14 protein-coding genes are annotated in these 17,481 nt (G+C 70.9%); 10 read left to right on the top strand and 4 right to left on the bottom strand.

Annotated elements, in window-relative coordinates; genetic code table 11:
* The first annotated feature begins 10 nt into the window (after positions 1-10).
* The 9 genes from HGK68_RS01715 (at position 11) to HGK68_RS01755 (ending at position 12,300) form a co-directional block, all read left to right on the top strand.
* Positions 11-2,611, top strand: coding sequence for an NADH-quinone oxidoreductase subunit G (locus HGK68_RS01715; protein ID WP_169164406.1), 2,601 nt, complete (start codon positions 11-13; stop codon positions 2,609-2,611).
* An 8-nt stretch (positions 2,612-2,619) separates the two neighbouring features.
* Positions 2,620-3,936, top strand: a complete 1,317-nt coding sequence (nuoH, locus tag HGK68_RS01720; RefSeq protein ID WP_169166882.1) for an NADH-quinone oxidoreductase subunit NuoH — start codon at positions 2,620-2,622, stop codon at positions 3,934-3,936.
* Positions 3,937-4,024: 88 nt separating this feature from the next.
* Positions 4,025-4,654: an NADH-quinone oxidoreductase subunit NuoI gene (nuoI, locus tag HGK68_RS01725; RefSeq protein WP_425483671.1), complete on the top strand. Its 630-nt coding sequence runs from the start codon at positions 4,025-4,027 to the stop codon at positions 4,652-4,654.
* On the top strand, positions 4,651-5,553 hold the full coding sequence (locus HGK68_RS01730) for an NADH-quinone oxidoreductase subunit J (protein ID WP_169164407.1): 903 nt from the start codon (positions 4,651-4,653) through the stop codon (positions 5,551-5,553). Before nuoI ends, HGK68_RS01730 begins: the two co-directional genes overlap by 4 nt.
* Complete coding sequence (gene nuoK, locus HGK68_RS01735; protein ID WP_169164408.1) at positions 5,550-5,849, top strand: NADH-quinone oxidoreductase subunit NuoK; 300 nt, start codon at positions 5,550-5,552, stop codon at positions 5,847-5,849. The genes HGK68_RS01730 and nuoK overlap by 4 nt, the downstream gene beginning before the upstream one ends.
* 16 nt (positions 5,850-5,865) lie before the next feature.
* Positions 5,866-7,794, top strand: a complete 1,929-nt coding sequence (gene nuoL, locus HGK68_RS01740) for an NADH-quinone oxidoreductase subunit L (protein ID WP_169166884.1) — start codon at positions 5,866-5,868, stop codon at positions 7,792-7,794.
* 15 nt (positions 7,795-7,809) lie between these two features.
* Entirely contained in the window at positions 7,810-9,408 is a 1,599-nt protein-coding gene (locus HGK68_RS01745) for an NADH-quinone oxidoreductase subunit M (RefSeq protein WP_169164409.1), read from the top strand.
* Complete coding sequence (gene nuoN, locus HGK68_RS01750) at positions 9,405-11,186, top strand: NADH-quinone oxidoreductase subunit NuoN (protein WP_169164410.1); 1,782 nt, start codon at positions 9,405-9,407, stop codon at positions 11,184-11,186. The genes HGK68_RS01745 and nuoN overlap by 4 nt, the downstream gene beginning before the upstream one ends.
* A gap of 109 nt (positions 11,187-11,295) precedes the next feature.
* Entirely contained in the window at positions 11,296-12,300 is a 1,005-nt protein-coding gene (locus HGK68_RS01755; RefSeq protein WP_169164411.1) for a polyprenyl synthetase family protein, read from the top strand.
* 309 nt (positions 12,301-12,609) lie between these two features.
* Here HGK68_RS01755 and HGK68_RS01760 read toward each other — a convergent pair whose 3' ends face one another.
* Positions 12,610-13,980, bottom strand: coding sequence for an FAD-dependent oxidoreductase (locus HGK68_RS01760; RefSeq protein WP_425483658.1), 1,371 nt, complete (start codon positions 13,978-13,980; stop codon positions 12,610-12,612).
* Positions 13,981-14,076: 96 nt separating this feature from the next.
* Here HGK68_RS01760 and rarD point away from each other — a divergent pair, with 96 nt between their 5' ends.
* Positions 14,077-14,997 carry an EamA family transporter RarD gene (gene rarD / locus HGK68_RS01765; RefSeq protein WP_169164413.1) on the top strand — a complete coding sequence of 307 codons (921 nt, stop codon included), beginning with the start codon at positions 14,077-14,079 and terminating at the stop codon, positions 14,995-14,997.
* On the opposite strand, the gene HGK68_RS01770 is transcribed toward rarD, so the two are convergent.
* From HGK68_RS01770 to HGK68_RS01780, 3 genes are read right to left on the bottom strand one after another with little or no spacing between them, the layout of a single operon-like run.
* Positions 14,987-15,724, bottom strand: coding sequence for an amino acid ABC transporter ATP-binding protein (locus HGK68_RS01770; protein ID WP_169164414.1), 738 nt, complete (start codon positions 15,722-15,724; stop codon positions 14,987-14,989). The genes rarD and HGK68_RS01770 overlap by 11 nt on opposite strands.
* Positions 15,721-16,620 (bottom strand): amino acid ABC transporter permease, encoded by a 900-nt coding sequence (locus HGK68_RS01775; protein ID WP_169164415.1) that lies wholly within the window; start codon positions 16,618-16,620, stop codon positions 15,721-15,723. The genes HGK68_RS01770 and HGK68_RS01775 overlap by 4 nt, the downstream gene beginning before the upstream one ends.
* Positions 16,620-17,471 (bottom strand): ABC transporter substrate-binding protein, encoded by an 852-nt coding sequence (locus HGK68_RS01780; RefSeq protein ID WP_169164416.1) that lies wholly within the window; start codon positions 17,469-17,471, stop codon positions 16,620-16,622. Before HGK68_RS01780 ends, HGK68_RS01775 begins: the two co-directional genes overlap by 1 nt.
* Positions 17,472-17,481 lie beyond the last annotated feature (10 nt).

The following is a 17,481-nucleotide window of genomic DNA, read 5'->3' on the forward strand; positions in this document are numbered from 1 at the left end:
GGACCCCGAAATGACTGTCACCGCCAACAAGGCCGACGCGCCCGCAGTCCAGGACGGCGTCACCTTCTCGATCGACGGCATCGAGACCACCGTGCCGAAGGGCACCCTGGTGATCCGCGCCGCCGAGCAGCTCGGCATCCAGATCCCGCGGTTCTGCGACCACCCGCTGCTCGCCCCGGCCGGCGCCTGCCGCCAGTGCCTGGTCGAGGTCTGGGCCCCCGGCCGCGACGGCAACCTGGCCAAGATGCCCAAGCCCCAGGCGTCCTGCACCCTGACCGCCACCCCCGGCATGGAGGTGCGCACCCAGCGCACCTCGGCCGAGGCGGACAAGGCGCAGCACGGCGTGATGGAACTGCTGCTGATCAACCACCCGCTGGACTGCCCGGTCTGCGACAAGGGCGGCGAGTGCCCGCTGCAGAACCAGGCGATGTCCAACGGCCGGGCCAGCACCCGGTTCGTGGACATCAAGCGGACCTTCCCCAAGCCGATCGCGGTGTCCACCCAGATCCTGCTGGACCGGGAGCGCTGCATCCTCTGCCAGCGCTGCACCCGGTTCTCCCGCGAGATCGCCGGTGACCCGTTCATCGACCTGCAGAAGCGCGGGGCGATGCAGCAGATCGGTCGCTTCGACGCGGACGTGCTCGGCTTCGCCGGTGGCGCCGACGGCGCCGACGACGACACCGCTCCCGCCCAGGACCGGCTCACCACCGACGGTCAGGTCCTGCTCGGCACCGAGATCCCGGTCGGCCCGACAGGGCCCGCCGCGCTCGCTGAGGACGGCCACGCCTTCGCCTCCTACTTCTCCGGCAACACGGTGCAGATCTGCCCGGTGGGCGCGCTGACCAGCGCCGCGTACCGGTTCCGCGCCCGGCCGTTCGACCTGGTGTCCACCCCGGGCGTCTCCGAGCACGACTCCAACGGCTCCGCGATCCGGGTCGACCACCGCCGCGGCGTGGTGCTGCGCCGGCTCGCCGGGGACGACCCCGAGGTCAACGAGGAGTGGATCAGCGACAAGGACCGGTTCGGCTTCGCGTGGCAGTCCGCCGCCGACCGGATCACCAGTCCGCTGATCCGTGAGGACGGCGCACTGCGTCCCGCCTCCTGGGCCGAGGCGCTGGAGGTCGCCGCTCACGGGCTGTCGACCGCTGCCGGTGTCGGGGTGCTGCCCGGTGGTCGTCTGACCCTGGAGGACGCCTACGCCTACGCCAAGTTCGCCCGGGTGGCGCTCGGCACCAACGACGTGGACCACCGCTCCCGCCCGCACTCGGCCGAGGAGGCCGACTTCCTGGCCCACGCCGTCGCCGGGACCGGACTCGGTGTCACCTTCACCGACCTGGAGCACGCACCCACCGTGCTGCTCGCCGGTCTGGAGGCCGAGGAGGAAGCGGGCATCCTGTTCCTGCGGCTGCGCAAGGCGGTGACCAAGGGCCGCACCCGCGTGCTCGCCGTCGCCCCCTTCGCCACCCGTGGCCTGGACCGGATGAACGGCACGCTGATCGCCGCCGCCCCCGGCACCGAGCCGGAGGTCCTGGACGCGATCACACGGTCGAGCACCGGGCGACTGACCGACGCCCACGACGCGCTCTCCGCCGACGGTGCGGTGATCCTGGTCGGTGAGCGCCTGGCCGCCGTGCCGGGTGCGCTGTCCGCCGTGCTCGGTCTGGCCGAGCGCACCCATGCTCGACTTGCTTGGGTGCCCCGCCGTGCTGGTGAGCGCGGAGCCGTCGACGCCGGTGCCCTGCCGGGTCTGCTGCCCGGCGGTCGTCCGGTCGCCGACCCGGCCGCCCGGGTGGACGTCGCCGCCGCCTGGGACGTCGAGCAGCTGCCGACCGCACCGGGCCGCTCGGCCGACCAGATCCTGGCCGCCGCCGCTGCCGGTGAGCTGGGCGCGCTGCTGGTGGGCGGTGTCGACCTGCGGGACGTCGCCGACCCGGCCGCCGCGCGGGCAGCCGTCGCGGCCGCCGGTTTCGTGGTCTCGCTCGAGGTGCGGGCCTCGGAGGTGACCGAGCTGGCCGATGTGGTGTTGCCGGTCGCCCCGCCGGTGGAGAAGCCGGGCACCTTCGTCAGCTGGGAGGGTCGTCGCCGGCCGTTCCCGCAGGCGCTGACCTCCACCGCGATGTCCGACCACCGGGTGCTGGACGCCCTGGCCGACGAGCTGGGGGTCACCCTCGGCACCAAGACCGTCGCGCAGGTGCACGCCGAACTGGAGGCGATCGGCAGCTGGGACGGCGCACGCGCAGCCGCTCCGTCGGTCAGCGCCGGAGCCGCGCCGACCATCGAGGCCGGTCAGGCGGTGCTGGCGACCTGGCACCTGCTGCTGGACGCGGGCCGCCTGCAGGACGGCGAGCCGTTCCTGGCCGGGACCGCCAAGCGCCCGGTCGCCCACGCCTCGGCCGCCACGGCCGCCGAGATCGGGGTGGTCGCCGGTGGATCGGTCCGGGTCAGCACCGACGCGGGGGCGATCGTGCTCCCGCTGGTGATCGACGACCTGCCCGACCACGTGATCTGGCTGCCCACCGCGGCCCCCGGCTGCCAGGTGCGGGACTCCCTGCACGCGGTGGCCGGTGACGTGGTGCGGATCGCTGCTGCTACTGGGGAGGTGACGGCGTGACCGGCCTGATGACTGCCACCACCACCGGTGCCGACTTCAGCAACGACGTGTTCTGGGTCTGGCTGCTCAAGGCGGTCGGGATCATCGTCTTCCTGCTGCTGTCGGTGCTGATCGCGATCTGGTTCGAGCGGCGCGTGGTCGGCCGGATGCAGCTGCGTCCCGGCCCGAACATCCACGGACCCTTCGGCCTGTTCCAGTCCCTCGGCGATGCGATGAAGCTCCTGCTCAAGGAGGACGTCACCGTCAAGGCGGCGGACAAGGTGCTCTACATCGTGGCGCCGATCATCGCGGTGTTCTGCTCGCTGCTGACCTACGCGGTGATCCCGTTCGGGCCGGAGGTGAACATCTTCGGCGTGATGACGCCGTTGCAGCTCACCGACTTCCCGGTCGCGGTGCTCTACATCCTGGCCTGCGCCTCCGTGGGCGTGTACGGCATCGTGCTCGGCGGCTGGTCGTCCAACTCGACCTACCCGCTGCTCGGTGCGGTGCGCTCCACCGCCCAGGTGATCAGCTACGAGCTCTCGATGGGCCTGAGCCTGGTCAGCGTGTTCATCGTCGCCGGGTCGATGTCGACCTCGGACATCGTGGACTCGCAGACCCAGATCTGGTGGCTGATCCCGCTGCTCCCGGCCTTCGTGATCTACGTGATCTCGATGGTGGGCGAGACCAACCGCCTGCCCTTCGACCTGCCGGAGGCCGAGGGCGAGCTGGTCGGCGGCTACACCACCGAGTACTCGTCGATGAAGTTCGCCTGGTTCTTCCTGGCGGAGTACATCAACATGCTGAACGTCTCCGCGGTCGCCACCACGCTGTTCTTCGGCGGCTGGCGGGCACCGTGGCCGATCTCCGCGATCAACGACGGGATGTTCAACACCGGCTGGTGGCCGCTGCTGTGGTTCGTGGTCAAGGTCTGGCTGTTCATGTTCCTGTTCGTCTGGATCCGCGGCACGCTGCTGCGCTTCCGGTACGACCAGTTCATGAAGTTCGGCTGGAAGGTGCTCATCCCGGCCGCGCTGGTGTGGGTGTTCTGCGTGGCGATCGTGCAGGGCGTCCAGCAGTTCACCGACCTGGACGTGCGGGTGTGGGCGATCGGTGCCGCCATCGTGTTGCTGGTCGGCGTCGGCGTGACCTTCCTGATCCCGGAGAAGAAGAAGCCGGAGCAGCCCGACCCGAGCGCCGAACCCTTCGACGCCTTCGCCGACGGCTTCCCGGTACCGCCCCTGCCCGGACAGCAGCTCCCGCCGTCCCCCCGTGCCGCCCGACTGGCCGCTCCGGCGCTGGTCGGTGGCGACGACTCCACCGCCGAGGAGGCGCCCCGTGGCTGACGACATCGTGCACAAGGACACCGGTCAGGGTGGTGCGGTGCAGCGCTCCGGCCGCGAGGTCGCGGCCCCGCAGCCGTACCAGTCGCTGATCCCGAAGCGCTCGCCGCTGGAGGACGCCCTCGGGCCGGCCGCCGGGTTCGGCGTGACGATCAAGAACTTCTTCAGCAAGACCGTCACCGAGCAGTACCCGCGCGAACCCGCTCGGGTGAAGCCCCGGTTCCACGGTCGCCACCAGCTGAACCGCTACCCGGACGGGCTGGAGAAGTGCATCGGCTGCGAGCTGTGCGCCTGGGCATGCCCGGCGGACGCGATCTACGTCGAGGCAGCCGACAACACCGCCGAGCAGCAGTTCTCGCCGGGGGAGCGCTACGGCCGCGTCTACCAGATCAACTATCTGCGCTGCATCTTCTGCGGGCTCTGCATCGAGGCGTGCCCGACCCGGGCCCTCACGATGACCAACGAGTTCGAGCTCGCCGGTCCGACCCGGGAGGGCCTGATCTTCGAGAAGCAGGACCTGCTGGCGCCGCTCGCCGACGGCATGCTCACCGCGCCGCACCCGATGGTCGAGGGCACCACGGACACCGAGTACTACCGGGGTGAGGTCACCGCACCGACCGCCGCCCAGGTGGACTGGGTCGCCGAGCAGCGCCCGGACGACCCGTCGCTCGCGGCCGCTCGGACCCGCGCCGGGGCAGGAGAGGGGCAGGAGACCCGATGAACAACCCGTCGACCGCCGAGGCAGTCCTGTTCTGGGTGCTGGCGATCGTCATGGTCGCCGCCGCCTGCGGGCTGCTGTTCGCGCGGAAGGCCGTGCACGCCGCGATGAGCGTCGTGCTCGTGATGATCTGCCTGGCGTTCATGTACGTCACCCAGGACGCCCCCTTCCTCGGGGTGGTCCAGGTGGTCGTCTACACCGGCGCCGTGATGATGCTGTTCCTGTTCGTGCTGATGCTGGTCGGGGTCGACGCCTCGGACTCGCTGGTCGAGACGATCAAGGGCCAGCGCTGGGTCGGCTGGCTGGCGGGCATCGGCCTGGCGGTCGTGCTGATCGGCGTCGTGGTGAACGCGACCTTCCCGGAGGTCGCCGGTCTGGACGAGGCCAATGCCGACGGCAACCCGACCGGGGTCGCGCGGATCATCTTCGGTCAGCACGTCTTCGGCCTGGAGGTGGTCGGCGCCCTGCTGGTGATCGCCGCCCTCGGTGCCCTGGTGCTCACCCACCGCACCCGGCTCAAGAAGCTGATCAAGCAGCCGGAGCGCCAGGCGCTGCGGATGAAGGCCGGCGGGCGGGTCACCCCGCTGCCCGCCCCCGGTGTCTACGCCCGGCACAACGCGATGGACGTCCCGGCACTCGACCCGCAGGGCAACCCGATCGAGGACTCGGTGCCGCGTGTGCTCCGGATCCGCGGCCAGGAGGCCGGTACCGCGAGCTACCACGCCGACACCTACCGCCGCGCGGTCACCGCCGTGGTCGACTCGCCTGATGACCCCGCCGCGCTGCTCGGCACGGAGGAGTCCGAGGCGAAGCCCCCGGCCGCTGCTCCGGGCCAGACCAGCGGACCCACCACGGATGTGGATCTGGGCCCCGCGTCGACGAAGACGGAGACCGAGCCGTGAGCCTGACCCACTACCTGGTGCTGTCCGGGATCCTGTTCTCGATCGGGGCCGCCACCGTGCTGCTCCGCCGGAACGCGATCATCGTGTTCATGGGCATCGAGCTGATGCTGAACGCCTCGAATCTCGCCCTGGTGACCTTCTCCCGCCTGCACGGGAACCTGACCGGCCAGGTGATGGCCTTCTTCGTCATGGTGGTCGCCGCGGCCGAGGTGGTCGTCGGACTGGCGATCATCGTGTCGATCTTCCGCACCCGGAAGTCGGCCTCGGTCGACGACATCAACCTGTTGAAGAGCTGAGGGGACCGTGAACGACCTGACCTCCCTCGCCCCATTGCTGGTGGCGGTGCCGCTGGCGAGCGCGGCGGTGCTGCTGCTGCTCGGCCGGGCGGCCGACCGCTGGGGCCACTGGCTCGGCGTGCTGGCCTCCGCCGCCTCCTTCGTGGTGGGCGCGCTGCTGCTGATCGACCTGCTCGGGCGCGATGCCGCCGACCGGGTGGTGGACGTGCACCTGTTCGACTGGATCAGCGTCGGCAGCTTCGACCTGTCCGCCGGACTGCGGGTGGACCCGCTGTCGCTGACCTTCGTGCTGCTGGTGACGTTCGTCGGCACCCTGATCCACCTCTACTCGGTCGCCTACATGGCGCACGACGTGGCCCGGCGCCGGTTCTTCGCCTACCTGAACCTGTTCATCGCCGCGATGCTGATCCTGGTGCTCGCCGACTCCTACCTCCTGCTGTTCGTCGGCTGGGAGGGTGTCGGTCTGGCGTCCTACCTGCTGATCGGCTTCTGGAACTACCGCACCGAGTACGCGGTCGCCGCCAAGAAGGCGTTCGTCGCCAACAGGGTCGGTGACATCGGCCTGCTGGTCGCGATGGGGCTGCTGTTCAGCCAGCTCGGTTCGCTGGACTTCGCGTCGGTGTCCGCCGGGGTCGAGTCGGGTGCGGTGTCCACCGGGATGCTGACCGCGATCGGTCTGATGCTGCTGCTCGCCGCCTGCGGCAAGTCGGCGCAGTTCCCGTTGCAGTCCTGGCTCGGCGACGCGATGGCCGGTCCGACCCCGGTGTCGGCGCTGATCCACGCGGCCACCATGGTCACCGCCGGTGTCTACCTGATCGTGCGCTCGGCACCGGTGTTCGAGGGTGCGCCCACCGCGCAGCTGATCGTCACCATCGTCGGTGCGATCACCCTGGTGCTCGGCGCGATCATCGGCTGCGCCAAGGACGACATCAAGAAGGCGCTGGCCGCCTCCACGATGTCCCAGATCGGCTACATGGTGCTGGCGGCGGGTCTCGGCCCGATCGGCTACGCCTTCGCGATCTTCCACCTGGTGACCCACGGCTTCTTCAAGGCCGGGATGTTCCTGGGTGCCGGGTCGGTGATGCACGGCATGGACGACACCACCGACATGCGGCACTTCGGTGCGCTGCGCACCTCGATGACGATCACCTGGGCCACCTTCGGCCTCGGCTGGTTGGCGATCCTGGGTGTGCCGCCGTTCTCCGGCTTCTGGTCCAAGGACAAGATCATCGAGTCAGCGTTCGTGGTGCCCGAGGGTGCCGGCGAATGGCGAGCCTGGGTGTTCGGCATCGTGGCCCTGGTCGGTGCCGGGATCACCGCCTTCTACATGTCGCGGATGTTCTTCATGACGTTCCACGGCAAGGCGCGCTGGACCGACAATGCCTCGCAGGCAAGCGACGAGCGACCGCTGCGGCACCCGCACGAGTCGCCGTGGCTGATGACCATTCCAATGATCATCCTGGCGGTCGGCTCGCTCGGCCTGGGCTTCGTGCTCCAGCTCGGCGGCGGGTTCACCCACTGGCTGGAGCCGGTGACCGGTCATGTCGAGCACCACGAGCCGGTGCTGTCCGTCCCGGTGATCCAGATCGTGACGCTGCTCGCGGTCGCCATCGGTCTGGTGCTGGCCTGGCGGCAGTACGGCGCGCTGCCGGTGCCGACCACCGCCCCGCGCGGATCGGTGCTGACCCGGGCGGCCCGGGTCGACATGTACCAGGACACCGTGAACGACGCCGTCCTGGTGCAGCCCGGTCAGTACCTGACCCGCTCGCTGGTCTACGGCGACCGGTCGGTGGTCGACGGCGCGTTCACCGGCCTCGGCAAGCTCACCGTCGGGATCGGCCAGTTGCTGCGACGCCTGCAGTCCGGCTACGTCCGGCAGTACGCCGCGACCATGCTGTTCGGCCTGGTCGTGCTGGCGGTCGTCGTCCTGGCCCCGCGGATCTGAGGGAGAAGAAGAACCTTGCTCACGCTCACCCCCGCCGCGACGGTCTCCGCCGACGTCCCCTGGCTCACCCTGCTGATCGTGTGGCCGCTGATCGGCGCCGCACTGCTCTGGCTGCTGCCCCGCCCCGCGGGCACCACCGCCGCTGGCCCGCGCCGGGTCCGCGAGATCGCCCTCGGTTTCGCGCTGGTCGAGGTGGTGCTGGCGGTCGTCGCCGGGATCACCGCCTTCGGCTCCGGTGCGAACGCCGGTGACTACCAGCTGTCCGAGCTGCACCAGTGGATCCCGCAGTTCGGCATCTCCTACGCCCTGGGCGTCACCGGTGTCGGCATGCTGCTGATCGGGATGGCCGTGGTCCTGGTGCCGCTGGTCGTGCTGGCCGCCTGGAAGGAACAGGGCTCGCAGTCCGAGCCGTCCAACAAGCTGCGGCACTACCTGGCGCTGGTCCTGGTGCTGACCTCGTTCATGGTCGCGGTCTTCGCCGCCCGGGACCTGTTCCTGTTCTACGTGCTCTTCGAGGCGATGCTGATCCCGGTCTACTTCATGATCGGCGCCTTCGGCGGACCGCAGCGGCGCTACGCGGCAGTGAAGTTCCTGCTGTTCTCGCTCGCCGGTGGTCTGGTCATGCTGGTCGGCGTCATCGTGCTCTACCTGCACGGACCCGGCGGCGAGCAGGGCTTCCTGATCAGCAACCTCACCGGCCTGGACCTGCCGACCGGCACCGGCCGCTGGCTGTTCCTGGCGTTCTTCCTCGCCTTCGCGATCAAGGCGCCGATGTTCCCGGTGCACTCCTGGCTGCCGGACACCGCCGAGCAGGCACCGGCTGGGACCTCGACCCTGCTGGTCGGCGTGCTGGACAAGGTGGGCACCTTCGGGATGCTGACCCTGTGCCTGCCGTTCTTCCCCGAGGCGTCCCGCTGGGCGGCCCCGGTGATCATCGTGCTGGCCCTGGTGTCGATCTTCTACGGTGCGCTGCTCGCCCTCGGTCAGCAGGACATGTTCCGACTGGTCGCCTACACCTCCGTGTCGCACTTCGGGTTCATCGTGCTGGGCATCTTCGCCTTCACCTCGACCTCGATCGGCGGCTCGTCGTTCTACATGGTCAACCACGGTCTGAGCACCGGGGGACTGTTCCTGCTGGTCGGCTTCCTGGTCGCCCGCAAGGGCTCCGCGCGGATCGCCGACTTCGGCGGGCTGCAGAAGGTCACCCCGGTGCTGGCCGGGACCTTCCTGGTGATCGGCCTGTCGGCGCTGTCGCTGCCCGGCCTGTCCACCTTCGTCAGTGAGTTCCTGGTCATCGTCGGCACTTTCGCCACCCACCGTCCGGCGGCGATCATCGCGGCCGTCGCCGTGGTGCTCGCGGCGCTGTACGTGCTCTGGACCTACCAGCGGGTGTTCACCGGCCCGGTCCGGGACGACCTGGCCGAGACCCGGGACCTGTCGGGTCGGGAGCGCTGGGTGGTCGGACCGCTGATCGCCCTGATGCTGGTGCTCGGCTTCTACCCGGCACCGGCGCTCGACCTGGTGGACCAGCCGGCCGCCACCACCATCACGCAGGTGGGCGTCACCGACGCCCCGGATCCGGTCACCGCTGGTGACGAGGGGAGCGAGCAGTGACCTTCAACGCTCCGGACATCGCGTGGGCCCAGCTCACCCCGGTGCTCCTGCCGCTCGGTGCGGCGGTGATCGGCGTCCTGATCGAGGCCTTCGCCCCCCGGGCGGCCCGTCGCCCCAGCCAGCTGGTGCTGTCGATCCTGGCCCTGCTCGGCAGCATCGTCGCGGTCGGCTTCCTCTGGTCGGACGTCAAGGACACCGGCGGCACCGACGTGCTCGGCGGTTCGGTGCTGGTGGACGGCCCGACCCTTGTGCTGCAGGCGATCATCGCGCTGCTGGCCCTGCTCGCGGTGCTGATCGCCGCCGACCGGACCACCACCGGCGAGGACGCGTTCGCCCCGCAGGCGGCCTCGGTCCCCGGCTCCGGTTACGAGGAGTCGGCCCGGCGCGCCGGTCTGCAGCAGACCGAGATCTTCCCGCTGATGCTCTTCGCCACCGGCGGCATGATGATCTTCCCGGCCACCGGTGACCTGCTCACCCTGTTCGTCGCCCTCGAGGTGCTGTCGCTGCCGCTGTACCTGCTGACCGGGATGGCGCGCCGCCGCCGCCTGCTCAGCCAGGAGGCGTCGATGAAGTACTTCCTGCTGGGTGCCTTCGCCTCGGCGCTGCTGCTGTTCGGCATCGTGCTGCTCTACGGCTACTCCGGCTCGCTGCGCTACAGCGACATCGCCGCCGCGGTCACCACCACCACCGGGATGGACGGCCTGCTGCTGGTCGGCTCGCTGCTGGTCCTGATCGGCCTGCTGTTCAAGGTCGGCGCGGTGCCGTTCCACTCCTGGACCCCGGACGTCTACCAGGGTGCGCCGACCCCGATCACCGGCTTCATGGCCGCCTGCACCAAGGTGGCGGCCTTCGGTGCGCTGCTGCGGGTGTTCTACACGGTGCTGCCCGGCATGCGCTGGGACCTGGAACCGATGATGTGGACCGTCGCGATCGCCACCATGGTGGTCGGCACCGTGATCGCCCTGGTGCAGACCGACGTCAAGCGGATCCTCGCCTACTCGTCCATCGCCCACGCGGGCTTCGTGCTCACCGGCGTGATCGCGCTCGCCCAGTCCGGCATCGTCGCGGTGCTGTTCTACCTGCTCGCCTACGGTGCGGCCACGGTCGGCGCCTTCGGCATCGTCTCCCTGGTCCGGGAGCGGGGCGTCGCCTCCACCGAGGTCCCGGAGGCGGCGGCTGCCTCCCTCGGGGTCGCGGTCGCGGCCGGTGTCCTGCCCGCCGGGTCGGCCGGGTCGGCCGGGTCCACGGTCGCCACCACCGCGGCCGGGTCCGGTGCCGCCACCGGGTCGACCGCCGACGGTGAGACCGTGGCAGCCGGTGACGACGACGCGACGGTGCTCGGTGAGGCCACCGACCTGTCCCAGTGGGCGGGACTCGGCCGCACCCACCCGGTGCTCGCCACCACGTTCGCACTGTTCCTGCTGTCCTTCGCCGGCATCCCGCTCACCGCGGGCTTCACCGGCAAGTTCGCGGTGTTCACCGCCGCGGTCGACGGCGGTACCTGGCCGCTCGCCCTGATCGGTGTGCTCGCCTCCGCCGCCGCGGCGTTCTTCTACGTCCGCCTGATCGTGCTGATGTTCTTCACCAGCCCGCACGGCGGACCGCTCTCCGACGACGACGCCGACACCACCCTCGACCGGCCGCGCACCGTGGTGGTCACCTCCCAGGGCTTCGCGGTCGCCGCCATCGCGGTCTGCGCGGTGCTGACGGTGCTGCTGGGCGTGCTGCCCGGACCGGTGCTGGACGCGATCGGTCAGGTAGCGGTGTTCCTGCCCTGACCGCGTACCCTCATCGAGTCTCCACCGCCGCCTCGCACCGAGCTCCACCGCGGGGCGGCGGTCGCACGTCAGTTCTGCTCCCAGCCGTCATGCCAGATAGGTTCGTCCCGTGACATCCTCGACCGCCCTGCCGCTCGCCGACCCGGCCCTCGCCGAGCGGATCGCGGGACGCCTCGACCTGGTCGAGAACCGCCTGCGCGACGCCGCCGCCTATGCCGACGAGCTGGTGGACAACGCCGCGCACCACCTGGCGGACGCCGGGGGCAAGCGCCTGCGCCCGATGCTGACCCTGCTGGCGGCCGAACTCGGCGACGGCGAGCGGGACGAGGTGCTGGCGGCGGCCGTGGTGGTCGAGCTGACCCACCTCGCCTCGCTCTACCACGACGACGTGATGGACTCGGCGCCGCTGCGCCGGGGCGCGCCCGCCGCGCACGAGGTGTGGGGCAACTCGGTGGCGATCCTGGTCGGCGACCTGCTGTTCTCCCGGGCCTCCACCACCGTGGCCGACCTGGGCCCGGAGGCGGTCAAGATCCAGGCCGGGACCTTCGAGCGGCTCTGCCTGGGCCAGCTGCACGAGTCGATGGGCCCCGCCGAGGGCGACGACCCGGTGCAGCACTACCTCCGCGTGCTGGCGGACAAGACCGCCTCGCTGATCGCCACCTCGGCCCGGCTGGGCGCGATGTACGGCGGCTGCTCGCCCGAGACCGTGGAGACCGTCGCCGCCTTCGGTGAGCGGATCGGCGTCGCCTTCCAGCTCGCCGACGACGTGATCGACCTGTCCCAGGACGGTTCGCTGTCCGGCAAGACCCCCGGCACCGACCTGCGCGAGCAGGTGCCGACCATGCCGGTGTTGCTGCTCCGCGAGCGTGCGGCCCGCGACGGGCGGGCCGAGGACGTGGCACTGGTCGAGCTGCTCGACTCGGATCTGTCCGACGACGCCGACCTGGCCCGTGCCGTCGCCGCGCTGGCGGGGCACGAGGTCGTCGCCGAGACCCGGAACCGCGCGCTCAGCCTGGTGGCCGAGGCGGTCGCGATCCTCGCCCCGCTGCCGGACGGGCCGGTGAAGGCGTCGTTCATCTCCTTCGCCGAAGCCCTGGTCAACCGCGCCAGCTGACCGCCCCCGCACCCGCACCGCGCGCTGTCCCCACGGTCGGCACCGCGCGCCCTGTCGCGAAGGTCGGGCACCGCGCGCCCTGTCGTCGAGGTCGGCACTTCGCGCCAGGAAGAGCTGGCCGAAGTGCCGACCTCAGGCGCGAAGTGCCGATGTGGGGCGCAAGTGCCGACCTCGGGTGGGAGTTCCGACGTCGGGCCGGCGCGTCGGCCCGAGGTGCCGACCTGGGCTGGAGCGCCGGTCCGGGGTGGAGCCGGCGACCTCAGCGACCTGGTCGCCGGCGTGCCGCACCCGGCGACCCCGGGGCCGCGGTCAGTCGGCCGCCAGCTCCAGGGCGACCCGGATCATGTCCTCGCGCGGGACGACCTTGACCCGCTCGCGCCCCTCCGCCTCGCCCAGGGTGCGCTCGTAGGCGTCCAGCAGCTCCCAGCCGGACCAGTGGATCGGCCGGGCACCCTTGCCGCGCAGGAAGTCCAGCACCGCCTCCGGCTCCGGCTCGGTGGCCGACGGCAGGCTCGCCGCGTCCGAGACCAGGTGCTCGACGGTCTCCTTGGCATCGGACTTGGTGTGGCCGATCAGGCCGACCGGTCCGCGCTTGATCCAGCCGGTGGTGTACACCCCGGGCACGGGGTCCCCGGCGGCGTCGACCACCCGGCCCTCCCGGTTCGCGATCACCCCGCCCTGCTCGTCGAACGGCACGCCGGACAGCGGCGACCCGAAGTAGCCCACCGCCCGGTAGACCGCCTGCACCGGCCAGTCGTGGAACTGCCCGGTGCCGGTGACCGTGCCGTCGCCGGTCAGCACGGTGCGCTCGGTACGCAGACCGACCACCTTGCCGTCCTCGCCGAGCACCTCGGCCGGGGCATGCAGGAAGTGCAGGTGGATCCGGCGGCTCGCGGTGAGCTCCTCCGGCTCCTTGAGGGTCCAGTCGGTGAGGGTCTTGACGACCTGCTTGGTCTGGTTGGAGGACCGGATCGCGGCGTTCGAGCCCTCGTCGAACTCGAAGTCCTCCGGGTACACGATCACGTCGACATCGGGCACGTGGCCCAGCTCGCGCAGCTCCAGGCTGGAGAACTTGGCCTGCGCCGGACCACGCCGGGCGAAGACGTGCACGTCGGTCACCGGCGATGCGGCCAGCACCTGGTAGACGTTCTCCGGCACCTCGGTCGGGCGCAGGTCCTCGGCGTGCTTGGCGAGGATGCGGGCCACGTCCAGCGCCACGTTCCCGGCGCCGATCACCGCGACCTCGCGGTCGTCCAGCGGCCAGGTGCGCGGCACGTCCGGGTGGCCGTCGTACCAGGACACGAAGTCGGCGGCACCGTAGGAGCCGTCCAGCTCGATGCCCGGGATCGGCAGGTCGGCGTCCCGGATCGCCCCGGTAGCGAAGATGACCGCGTCGTAGTGCCGCCGGATGTCGTCCAGGGTCAGGTCCGTGCCGAAGTCGACATTGCAGATCAGCCGGATGTCCCCGCGTTCGAGCACCTTGTGCAGCGCGGTGATGATCTGCTTGATCCGCGGGTGGTCCGGGGCGACGCCGTAGCGCACCAGGCCGAAGGGCGCGGGCAGTCGCTCGATCAGGTCGATGGACACGTCCAGGTCGGACCGGGACAGGATGTCGGAGGCGTAGATGCCGGCGGGTCCGGCGCCGATCACGGCCACCCGGACGGGTCGGTGGGAGCTCACGCAGCAGCCTTCTCTCATTGGTGGTCGGGTCTGCGGTCAGTCTAGGTGCCGAGGCAAGGGCACCCTCAGTCGGTGGTCGGGGCTACCGTCTGCGCTGTGACTGCACCCTCCACCCCCACCCTGGACCCGCGCGGCCTGGCCAACGGCACCGCCGCGTACCTGCTCTGGGGGATCCTCCCGCTGTACTTCACCCTGCTGGTCCCGGCCGGTCCGGTGGAGATCATCGCCCACCGGGTGCTGTGGTCCCTGGTGTTTTGCGCGGTCGTCCTGACGGTCGGGCGGGCGTGGGGCGCCTTCGTCACGGCGCTGCGGTCCGGGCGCACGCTGGGCATCCTCGCGGTCGCGGCCGTCCTGCTCGCGGTGAACTGGCTGACCTTCGTCTACGGCACGCTGTCCGGACATGTGGTCGACGCGGCGCTGGGCTACTTCATCAACCCGATCGTGACCGTGGCCCTGGCGGTGCTGGTGCTGCGGGAGCGGCTGCGCCGGTTGCAGTGGGTGGCCCTGGGGGTGAGCGCTGCCGCGGTGGTGGTCATCACGATCGGAGTCGGCCGCCTGCCCTGGGTGGCGCTCACCCTGGCGTTCTCCTTCGGCATCTACGGCCTGCTGAAGAACCGGGTCGGTCGTTCGGTCGGGGCGGCACCGTCGCTGGCCGTGGAGACCCTGGTGCTGGCACCGCTGGCCGCCGGGTACCTGCTCTGGCTCACCGCCTCCGGTGACGGCAGCTTCGGGCACCACGGTGCCGGTCAGGCGTGGGCGCTGGTCGGCACCGGGGTGATCACCGCACTGCCGTTGCTGTTCTTCGGAGAGGCCGCCCGCCGGTTGCCGCTGAGCGTGGTCGGGATGCTGCAGTACCTCGCACCGATCCTGCAGTTCCTGATCGGTGTGATCGTCCTGCACGAGACCATGCCGCCCGCCCGGTGGTGGGGCTTCGGACTGGTGTGGGTGGCACTGGTCCTGCTGACCGTCGACGGGGTGCGGGCCGGTCGGGCCCAGCGCCGGTTGATCAGCCGGTGAACCGGCGCAGGAAGTCGCGGGTGCGCTGCTCGCGCGGCTCGACCAGCACCTGATCCGGGGGCCCCTGCTCCAGGATCCGGCCCTGGTGCAGGAAGCAGACCTGATCGGCGACGTGCCGGGCGAAGCTCATCTCGTGGGTGGCGAGCACCATCGTGGTGCCCTCGCCCTTCAACTCCTCCAGCAGCGCCAGCACCTCACCGACCAGCTCCGGGTCGAGCGCGCTGGTCACCTCGTCCAGCAGCATCAGCGCCGGTTGGCCGACCAGTGCGCGGGCGATGGCGACTCGTTGCTGCTGCCCACCGGACAGCTCGTCGGGGAAGGACCGGGCCTTGGCGCCGAGCCCGACCCGGTCCAGCATGGCGGCCGCCCGCTCCCGGGCCTCGGTCTTGTCCATCTTGTGCACCAGCCGAGGTGCCAGGGCCACGTTGTCCAGCACCCGCAGGTGCGGGAAGAGGTTGTACGACTGGAAGACCATCCCGATCCGGGACCGCACCTGGTTGGCGTCCACCCGGGGGTCGGTGATCTCCTGGCCCGCCATCGTGATCGCGCCGTCGTCGACCTCTTCCAGCAGGTTGATGCAGCGCAGCAGGGTGGACTTGCCGGAGCCGGAGGAACCGATCAGCACCACGACCTGGTGCTCGCGCACGTCCAGGGAGAGGTCGTCCAGCACCACGTGGTCGCCGAACGCCTTGCGCACCCGGTCGATCTGCAGCAGCGGCGCGCTCATCGCATGGCCCCCGCCCCGGCCAGGCCGCTCTGCGACCCCAACCAGCCGCCCCGCTTGGCCAGGGCGTCGGTGAACCGGGTCAGCGGGATGGTCAGCAGCACGAACAGCACCCCGGCGACGACGTAGGGCGTGAAGTTCGCGTACTCGGCGGTCTTCAACTGGGCGGCCCGCACCGCGTCGATCGCGCCCAGGATCGAGATCAGCCCGGAGTCCTTGGACAGCGACACCAGGTCGTTCAGCAGCGGCGGGATCACCCGGCGCACCGCCTGCGGCAGCACGACGTGCCGCAGCGTCTGACCCCGGGTCAGCCCCAACGACCGGGCGGAGGCGATCTGCGAGGGATGCACCGACTCGATCCCGGCGCGGAAGACCTCGGCGACGTACGCCGAGTAGGTCAGCACCAGGGCCACCCCACCCAGCACCACGGCGGAGGTCGGGATGCCCTGCAACCGCAGCCCCGGCAGCCCGAAGCCGACCAGCAGCAGCACCAGGATCAGCGGCAGACCGCGGAACACGTCGACGTAGCCGGTCGCCAGCGCGCGCAGCGGGAAGAACGCCGGGCCGCGCAGCGTGCGGGCCAGGGCGAGCAGCATGGCCAGCACCACGATGATGACCGCGCAGACCACCATCACCCGGACGTTCAGCCACAGCCCTTCCAGCACCCGGGGCAGCGACTCCCAGGCCACGTGCGGGTCCAGGAACGACTTGCGCACCCGCGGCCACCCGGGCGAACTCACCAGGGCCAGCACCGCGACCGCCGCCACCGCCACCGTGCTGACGACGGCGATCAGCACCGACCGCCGGGCACGGCCCCGCCGGTAGCTGTCGCGCTCGACCTGACGCGCCGACGGCGCCCAGGCGGTGGCCCGGGCGCCGTCGGCGGAGCCGGCGGACATTACTTGAGGACCGGTGCGCCGGCGGCGTCGGTCAGCCACTCGGCCTGCAGGTCGTCCAGCGTGCCGTCCTCGCGCAGGGCGTCCACCGCGTCGGTCACCGGCTGGGTGAGCGAGGAGTCCTTGTCCAGCACGATCCCGAACTGGTCCGGGTCGTCACCGGCCGGGAGCTGACCGACCAGCACGCCGCCGTCCAGCTCCGCCGCGGTGATGTAGAGCGCGGTGGGCAGGTCCACGACGATCGCGTCGACCAGGCCGGAGGTCAGGGCCTGCTTCACCTGGTCGTTGTCGTTGAACACCTGGATGTCGGTGTTCGGGTCGATCGCGTCCTGCGCCACCTGGAGGCTGGTGGTGCCGACCATCGCGCCGAGCTTGACGTCCTTGAGGTCGGCCAGGCTCGCGGCGTCGGCGGCCGGGCTGCCCTCGACCGTCACCACTGCCTGCGCGGTGTCGTAGTACGAGGAGGAGAAGTCCAGGTTCTCGGCACGCTCCGGGCTGATCGACACCTGGTTGATCGCGATGTCGAAGCTCTTGGCGCCCGGCGCGATGATCTGGTCGAAGGTGACGTTCACCCATTCGACCTGGTCCGCGTCGTATCCGAGCTGCTCGGCGACCGCGTAGGCCACCGCCGACTCGTACCCCTTGCCGTTGCTGGGGTCGTTGTCCACGATCCACGGCTCGTAGGCGGGGTCGGAGGTGCCGATGGTCAGCACGCCGTCGGTCAGGGTGTCCAGCGCGCCGTCGGAGGCCGCGGGGCTCGCGCCGTCGCTGCCGTCGTCGTCGACCGGCGCACACGCCGCCAGCGCCAGGGCGCTCGCAGCGGCCAGGGCCAGAATGCGGGTGGTGGTGCGCACGGTGTCTCCT

The sequence above is a fragment of the Cellulomonas taurus genome, assembly GCF_012931845.1.
GTDB classification, from domain to species: Bacteria; Actinomycetota; Actinomycetes; order Actinomycetales; family Cellulomonadaceae; genus Cellulomonas; species Cellulomonas taurus.